A 6,832-nucleotide genomic window follows, 5' to 3' on the forward strand; every position below is an offset into this window, starting at 1 on the left:
CCGGGCGATCTCTGCGTCTAGAGGGCCAGGGCGCCCGAAACGGGCGCGCGCATACACCGTAAAGTAGTACGACCCGTCAACCGGCGGTGACGAGAAGGGGGAGGCGATCGGATGCCGCACGCCGAGACAGCTGGCGTGGAGGCGACGCCTCGGACCCGCCTGCGTTGGTGGACCGAGCTGCCGCTGATACTGCTCGTCTACGCCTGCTATTCGGCGGGCCGGCTCCTCGCCCGGGGCGATGTCAGCACGGCCGTCGACCACGGCCTGGCGATCCTGGACATCGAGAAGGCCCTGCGTCTGAACGCGGAGCACCCCCTCAACCGCCTCTTCACCCGCGAGCCCTGGATCGGCATACCGGCCGACTTCTGGTACGCGTCCCTGCACTACCTGATCACGCCCGTGCTCCTGGTCTGGATCTTCCGGTCCCGGGCCGTGCACTACCGCGCGGCCCGCACCTGGCTGATGACGTCGACCTTCATAGGCCTGATCGGCTTCACCCTGCTGCCGACCTGCCCGCCCCGGCTGCTCGCCGAGGGGCACGGCTTCGTCGACACGATGGCCCACTACAGCTCGTACGGCTGGTGGGGCGGCGAGGCGAGCGCGCCCAAGGGCCTGGGCGGCATGACCAACCAGTACGCCGCGATGCCGAGTCTGCACGTCGGCTGGGCGCTGTGGTGCGGGGTGATGCTGTGGCGGTTGGGCGGGACCCGGCTGACGAAGGTGGCCGCGGTCGCCTACCCGCTGATCACGACGGTCGTGGTGATGGGCACCGCCAACCACTACTTCCTGGACGCGCTCGCGGGCGCCGCGGTGATGGGCGCCGGGCTGCTGCTTGCGCCATTCGTCATGCGGACCATGGACCGGCTGCGGGTGCGGCTCGGGCTGGGCGCGACGGCGCCCGTCGTGGCCTCCGCCGGCCCGGTCGCGGGGGACACCGCCGTGCCCGTCCCGGTCGGCTCCGGCCGCACTCCTTCCTCAATTGTCAGTGGCGGATGCCAGACTTCCGCGGGTGAGCGAATTCCACGGCAGCGCGAGTCCCGGTTCGGATCCGGAGCCGAGCCGAGTGCCTCTCCCCAGGCCACGGGGGACGGCGCTCCGGCAGCGGCTCGCTGAGCTGCGCGGTCCCGACGTACCGGCCAAGGCGCTGGACGCGCGCGCCCTGGCCGCCCTCGCCGCCAACCCCGGGTGCAAGCGGCGCGCGATCCTGGACGGCGCCGGGGTGAACAAGACGGCGCTGGCGAGCGCGCTGGGCTCGCCGTCGGCGTTCGGGCAGTCGCAGTTCGCCCTCACGCGCGGGAACGCCTTCGAGGCCAAGGTCAAGGCGGACGGCGGCGCCGAACTGCTGCGCCTGGTCCACGAGAAGCTGGACCGCCGCGCCGAACCGCCCGCGCACGCGCGCGTGCCCGAGCTCACCGCGACCGGCCCCGAGGGCCGCACGGCCCGTACGGCACTGGCGTTGCGCGAGGCCGCCGAGGCGCGCGGCGGCTGGACGCTGCTGGACCATCCCATGCTCGCGCTGGACGTCGCGGGCTCGCCCGCCTTCCTGGAGCCGGACGCCGTGGTGGTGCATCCGGACGGCGACTGGACGGTCGTGGAGATCAAGTCCTTCCCGATGCTGGACGGTTCGGCGGACCCCGCGAAGGTCGGCGCGGCCGCGCGGCAGGCGGCGGTGTACGTGCTGGCGCTGGAGGAGGTGGCCGCCCGGCTGGAGCCCGCCCCGCGCGTGCGCCACCGCGTCCTGCTCGTCTGCCCGAAGGACTTCTCCAACCTCCCCACCGCCTCGGCCGTCGACATCCGCAAGCAGCGGGCGGTGACCGCCCGGCAGCTGGCCCGCCTCACCCGCATCGAGGACATCGCCGACACGCTGCCCGCCGGTACCTGCTTCTCCCCCGAGCTGCCCGCGGCCGATCTGACGGCCGCCGTCGAATCGGTGCCGGCGACCTACGCGCCCGAGTGCCTGTCCGCCTGCGAGCTGGCCTTCCACTGCCGCGCCCGCTCCCGCGCGTCCGGCGCGGTCACCTCGCTGGGCCGCTCGGTGCGGGCCGAACTGGGCGGTCTGAGCACGGTCGAGGACGTCCTGTCGGCCGCCCGCGGCGAGTCCGGCGACCCGGACGACCCGGCGGTCGCGGCCCTGCGCAGGGCGGCCCGCCTGCGTGCCGAGGCCCTCGGCGAGGAGGCGGTGGCCGCGTGTCGCTGATCTCCACCCTGGCCCGCCTCGAAGCCGTCAGCACGGGCCGCGCCCAGCGCACCGCGACCGTCCGCCACCGGCACCTTTCCGACCGGCCGCTCGTCTTCGTGCCCCTCACCACCGCCGGTGAGGCCGGTGCCCCGCTCGGCGCGCTGGTCGGCACCGACCGGGACGCCCCGCACCTGCTGGTCGTGGCGCAGCCGCGCGACCGCGACCTCAGGTTCACGTTCCTGTCCGAGCTGGCGGACGTCGTCCTGCCGTACATCGACGCCCACGCCGAAGCCGTGGAGGCCGCCGAGCGCAACGAGACCGACCCGGAGACCGGCAAGCGGGTCAAGGTCGAGGTCGAACTGTGCGCGGACGCCCCGCAGTTGATCGTCCCGAGCCGCGCGGGCATCGACTTCGTACGGCTGCTGGGCCGTTCCATGCGCTTTCGGCGTACGGCCGATCAGGACCCGGAGACCCCCTATCCGGCGCCTCCGCGCGTGCCGTTGCTCGGCCGCTGGCTGACGCACTTCGGCGAGCGGGCCCGCGTCCCCGGCTCGTCGCTGCTGCTCGCCATGACCGACGTGCTGTCCCGCCACTGGGCGACCGGGCAGTCCACGCTTGAGGACCAGCACCTTGGCGCGCTGCTCGCCTGGATCGCCCCGCCGCAGGGCGAGACCGGCGCCGAGGCGGCGCTGCGGGCGGAGCTCGCCCGGGACGACGACGGCCAGTTGCTGTGCCCGCCGGCCGGTCCCGCGACGGACCCGGCGTTCGACAACAAGCTGCTCGCCCCCGCCATCGAGCGCTACGACCGCGCGCGTACCGCGCTCGCCGCCGCCGAGGACGGCTTGGAGGCCGACGACCGGCTCGCTGACCTCACCGCCGCCGAGCAGGCGATCCGCGCCCTGGTCGAGAGCCGGACCCGGCCCACATGGGACGCGGTGTGGCACGGTCTCGACCTGCTGCGGGAGCTGCCCGAGGCCGGCCGGGCCGAGGAGCGGTGGACCCGCGACCGCTGGTCGTTCACCGGCCACCGCGACCGCGTGCTCGCCGGCGAACCTCCGCAGCCGCGCCGTGACGACGCGGTCGGCGCCGCGGGCAAGCTCGCCGCGCGCGAGCGCGAACAGGCCCGGCTGGAGGCGCAGGAGGCGCTCGACGACCCGCTGGTCATGGCGGGGCGGCGGCTGGCCGGGGAGGCCTTCGCCGGTGAGGTCACCGATGTCGTGATGGCGTACAGCGAGGGCAAGCGGCCGAGTCCGCGCCCCTTGGTCACCGTCCGCACGGACGACCGGCCGCATCTGGGCGAGCGGGCCAAGGTGTTCCGCTCGCTGGGCGGCAAGCCGCAGTCCGCGGAGTTCGTCGGGCATGAGGAGGACGGCGAGGACGGCGGTGCGCTGCTGGTCCTGCGTGTCCTGGACAAGATGGGCCGCGGCAAGGAGCCCGAGGCGGGGTCGGTGCCGGAGAAGGGCGACCTGGTCTGCTTCACGCTGTTCGAGCACGACCAGCGGGGTGGCGCGAAGCTGCCCGACCCGGAGCAGACGCCGTGGACGCATGGCGGGCCGCCCGGGGAGCAGGTCTTCGAGACCGCCGATCCGCAGACCGAGGAGGACGTCCTGTGACCGCCGTGTTCGACCCCGGTACCGCGGCGGCCGAGGCCACCGGCGCGATCCTCGCCGACACCCTGCACGGCACCGCGCGCGGTGTCGTCGTCGACTCCCCGCCCGGCGCCGGCAAGTCCACGCTGGTCGTCCGTGCCGCGCTGGAACTCGCGGACGCCGGGCGCCCCTTGATGGTCGTCGCGCAGACCAACGCGCAGGTCGACGACCTGGTGCTCAGGCTGGCCGAGAAGAGCCCCGAGCTGCCGGTGGGGCGCCTGCACAGCAGCGACGCCGACCCCTACGACAAGGCGCTGGACGGCCTGCCGAACGTACGCAAGTCGGCTAAGGCGGCCGACCTCGCGGGCCTGGCGGTCGTGCTGTCCACGGCGGCCAAGTGGGCGCATGTGAAGGTCGACGAGCCGTGGCCGCACGCGATCGTGGACGAGGCGTACCAGATGCGCTCGGACTCGCTGCTCGCGGTGGCGGGGCTGTTCGAGCGGGCGCTGTTCGTGGGCGACCCGGGTCAGCTGGACCCCTTCTCGATCGTCGGCAGCGAGCAGTGGGCGGGCCTGTCGTACGACCCGTCGGCCTCCGCCGTCACCACTCTTCTGGCCCATAACCCGGACCTTCCTCAGCACCGCCTGCCGGTCTCCTGGCGCCTGCCGGCCTCGGCGGCGCCGCTCGTCTCCGACGCCTTCTACCCGTACACGCAGTTCCGCAGCGGCACCGGCCACGACGACCGCCGGCTCACCTTCGCGGTCCCGTCGGACGGCTCGGGCCCCGACCGGGTGATCGACGAGGCGGCGGTCTCGGGCTGGGGCCTGCTGGAGCTGCCCGCCCGGCACACCCCGCGCACGGATCCCGAGGCGGTGCGGGCGGTGGCGGCGGTCGTACGACGACTTCTGGACCGGGGTGGCGCGGCGACGTCGGAGCGCTCACCCGACCCGGCCCCCCTCACCGCCGACCGGATCGCGGTGGGCACCGCCCACCGGGACCAGGCCGCGTCGGTCCGGGCGGCCCTGACCGAGCTGGGCGTGACCGACGTCACCGTGGACACGGCGAACCGGCTCCAGGGCCGCGAATACGACGTCACCGTGGTCCTGCACCCCCTGTCCGGCCGCCCCGACGCGACCGCCTTCCACCTGGAGACCGGCCGCCTGTGCGTCCTGGCCTCCCGCCACCGGCACGCGTGCATCGTGGTGTGCCGGGCGGGAGTGAGCGACCTGCTGGACGACTACCCGTCGACGGAGCCGGTGCAGTTGGGGACGGTGGTGAAGTTTCCGGATGGTTGGGAAGCGAACCATGCGGTGCTGGCACGGCTGGGAGAGCATCGGGTGGCTTGGCGGCCATGAGCGGCACGACTCACACTCCGACCGGCGCAGACCACAACACCGCCCACCCGCCGGACGGAGTCCGGCCCGCCGCCGGAGGCGGCCAATGAACACAGCCCGGATGGTTGGGAAGCGAACCATGCGGTGCTGGCACGGCTGGGGGAGCATCGGGTGGCTTGGCGGCCATGAGCGGCACGGCTTGCGGTGCGTCGGGTGGCTTGGTGGCCCGCGCGAGCGCTGACCTGTCCCGACGCCCACTTGCGCGGGCGCGGGACAATGGACGGTGGACCGGTTACGTACGAGGAGGACCAGACATGGCGGAGCCCAAGCCGCGTCGGAACGAACCGCGGCTACGCCCCGCGCCCCTGCTCTTCGAGCCCGCGCAGGTGGCCGAGGACCCGGAGCACTTCTTCGACCTGGAGTCGATCGACGACCCGCGCGCCCTGCTGGCGCGGGCGACCGAGCTGACCCAGGCGTTCCGGGCGGCGACGGACCGTGCGGTGGAGTTCCAGGCCATGGCGGCGGCCCAGCTGGCCGACCCCCGGCGCTTCGACCGGCTGACGCCCGCCGACATCGCCGAGCAGGCCGAGTGGACCGAGGACTACGCCAAGAAGATGGTCGAGTTCGGCCGGGATCTGATGCGAGGGGTCGAGGGACCGGGGCACGTCGACCCCGTGTGAGCCCCTGGGCACCCCGCAAGCCCCTCTCCAGCTCCCACACCCCCGATGGCATATGCCAGGCGGGCAAGATACCCGCTCCCACCCACTCCTGTCCGGCGTTTCCGCAACCCTCGGAGATCGCGTCGTCACGCCCGGTAGATGTATGTGTCATGAGCCGCACACAGGACGACCTCTTCTCCGAGCCCCTCGACCACACCGCCCCCCGCGATCACTCCGCCGCCCGCCTCGACACCTCCGGCGTCACCCCCGACGGCGCCGCCTGGCTCGCCTCGGCAGGAACGTATCCGCGCAGCACGCTCTCCCTCTGGGCGGAGCGCCCGCAGGCCCCGGTCGTCCTGCCCTGCGGCTCCGTCTTCGACGTCGTCAGCACCCCCGCGATCTTCGGGCGCCGGATGCTGGACCGGCTCTGGGACGAGGGGCCGGGCTCGGGGCCGGTGGCCGTCTTCCGCGGGCGGATCCTGATGTTCGCCGCCCCCGGCACCGCCCAGCGGCTGCCCTCGCTGCTGCGCTGGGAGGAGTTCGGCCGCACGGACGGCATCCCTCCGCTCCTCTGCCACGGCACCGGCGACGCGGTCACCGTCCCGGCCCCGACGGACCTCGACGAGCCGGCCCGGACGCCCGCCGGCTCCCGCTGGCTGGTGGCCCCGGACACACGTAATCCCTGGTTACCGGGCCCCGAGGTGCTGCTCTGGGCGGCCGTGCGGGCAGCTCGGGCCGCCGTGCGGATATCGATTTTTCCCCACCCCGATCAGGGTGCTAAGGTCTACGACGTCAGCAGGCGCCGCTAGCTCAGTTGGTTAGAGCAGCTGACTCTTAATCAGCGGGTCCGGGGTTCGAGTCCCTGGCGGCGCACAGACAGTAAAGGCCCCTCGCGACTGCGGGGGGCCTTCGCTTTTGAGGCCCTTCCTGCAGGGGCGGCTGGGGGTCCGGGGGTTACCCCCCGGAGAATGCAGCATCAGCGGGTCCGGGGTTCGAGTCCCTGGCGGCGCACAGACAGTAAAGGCCCCTCGCGACTGCGGGGGGCCTTCGCTTTTGAGGCCCTTCCTGCAG

General features: G+C 73.5%; 6 protein-coding genes and 1 tRNA gene. All 7 read left to right on the forward strand.

The features are described from left to right. Nucleotides 1-111: 111 nt before the first annotated feature. The 7 genes from ACIRD7_RS13060 (at nt 112) to ACIRD7_RS13090 (ending at nt 6,634) form a co-directional block, all read left to right on the forward strand. A complete protein-coding gene (locus tag ACIRD7_RS13060; RefSeq protein ID WP_403452857.1) occupies nt 112-1,113 on the forward strand; it encodes a phosphatase PAP2 family protein in 1,002 nt (333 codons plus the stop codon). Then, entirely contained in the window at nt 1,064-2,197 is a 1,134-nt protein-coding gene (locus ACIRD7_RS13065; RefSeq protein ID WP_403452858.1) for a hypothetical protein, read from the forward strand. Before ACIRD7_RS13060 ends, ACIRD7_RS13065 begins: the two co-directional genes overlap by 50 nt. Beyond that, nucleotides 2,188-3,792 carry a hypothetical protein gene (locus ACIRD7_RS13070; protein ID WP_403452859.1) on the forward strand — a complete coding sequence of 535 codons (1,605 nt, stop codon included), beginning with the start codon at nt 2,188-2,190 and terminating at the stop codon, nt 3,790-3,792. The genes ACIRD7_RS13065 and ACIRD7_RS13070 overlap by 10 nt, the downstream gene beginning before the upstream one ends. Continuing rightward, nucleotides 3,789-5,123: an AAA domain-containing protein gene (locus ACIRD7_RS13075; RefSeq protein ID WP_403452860.1), complete on the forward strand. Its 1,335-nt coding sequence runs from the start codon at nt 3,789-3,791 to the stop codon at nt 5,121-5,123. The genes ACIRD7_RS13070 and ACIRD7_RS13075 overlap by 4 nt, the downstream gene beginning before the upstream one ends. 293 nt (nt 5,124-5,416) lie before the next feature. Further along, nucleotides 5,417-5,782 carry a hypothetical protein gene (locus tag ACIRD7_RS13080; protein WP_403452861.1) on the forward strand — a complete coding sequence of 122 codons (366 nt, stop codon included), beginning with the start codon at nt 5,417-5,419 and terminating at the stop codon, nt 5,780-5,782. A gap of 149 nt (nt 5,783-5,931) precedes the next feature. Beyond that, nucleotides 5,932-6,570 (forward strand): bifunctional DNA primase/polymerase, encoded by a 639-nt coding sequence (locus ACIRD7_RS13085; RefSeq protein WP_403452862.1) that lies wholly within the window; start codon nt 5,932-5,934, stop codon nt 6,568-6,570. Further along, nucleotides 6,561-6,634 (forward strand) — tRNA-Lys (locus tag ACIRD7_RS13090). Before ACIRD7_RS13085 ends, ACIRD7_RS13090 begins: the two co-directional genes overlap by 10 nt. Nucleotides 6,635-6,832 lie beyond the last annotated feature (198 nt).

Source organism: Streptomyces sp. NPDC093568 (genome assembly GCF_044764945.1).
Lineage (GTDB): Bacteria > Actinomycetota > Actinomycetes > Streptomycetales > Streptomycetaceae > Streptomyces.

What these genes read in the sequence shown, in the direction of transcription:
- ACIRD7_RS13080 (WP_403452861.1), top strand. Translation starts at nt 5,417, where the DNA reads ATGGCGGAGCCCAAGCCGCGTCGGAACGAACCGCGGCTACGCCCCGCG.
- ACIRD7_RS13085 (WP_403452862.1), top strand. Translation starts at nt 5,932, where the DNA reads ATGAGCCGCACACAGGACGACCTCTTCTCCGAGCCCCTCGACCACACC.
- ACIRD7_RS13060 (WP_403452857.1), top strand. Translation starts at nt 112, where the DNA reads ATGCCGCACGCCGAGACAGCTGGCGTGGAGGCGACGCCTCGGACCCGC.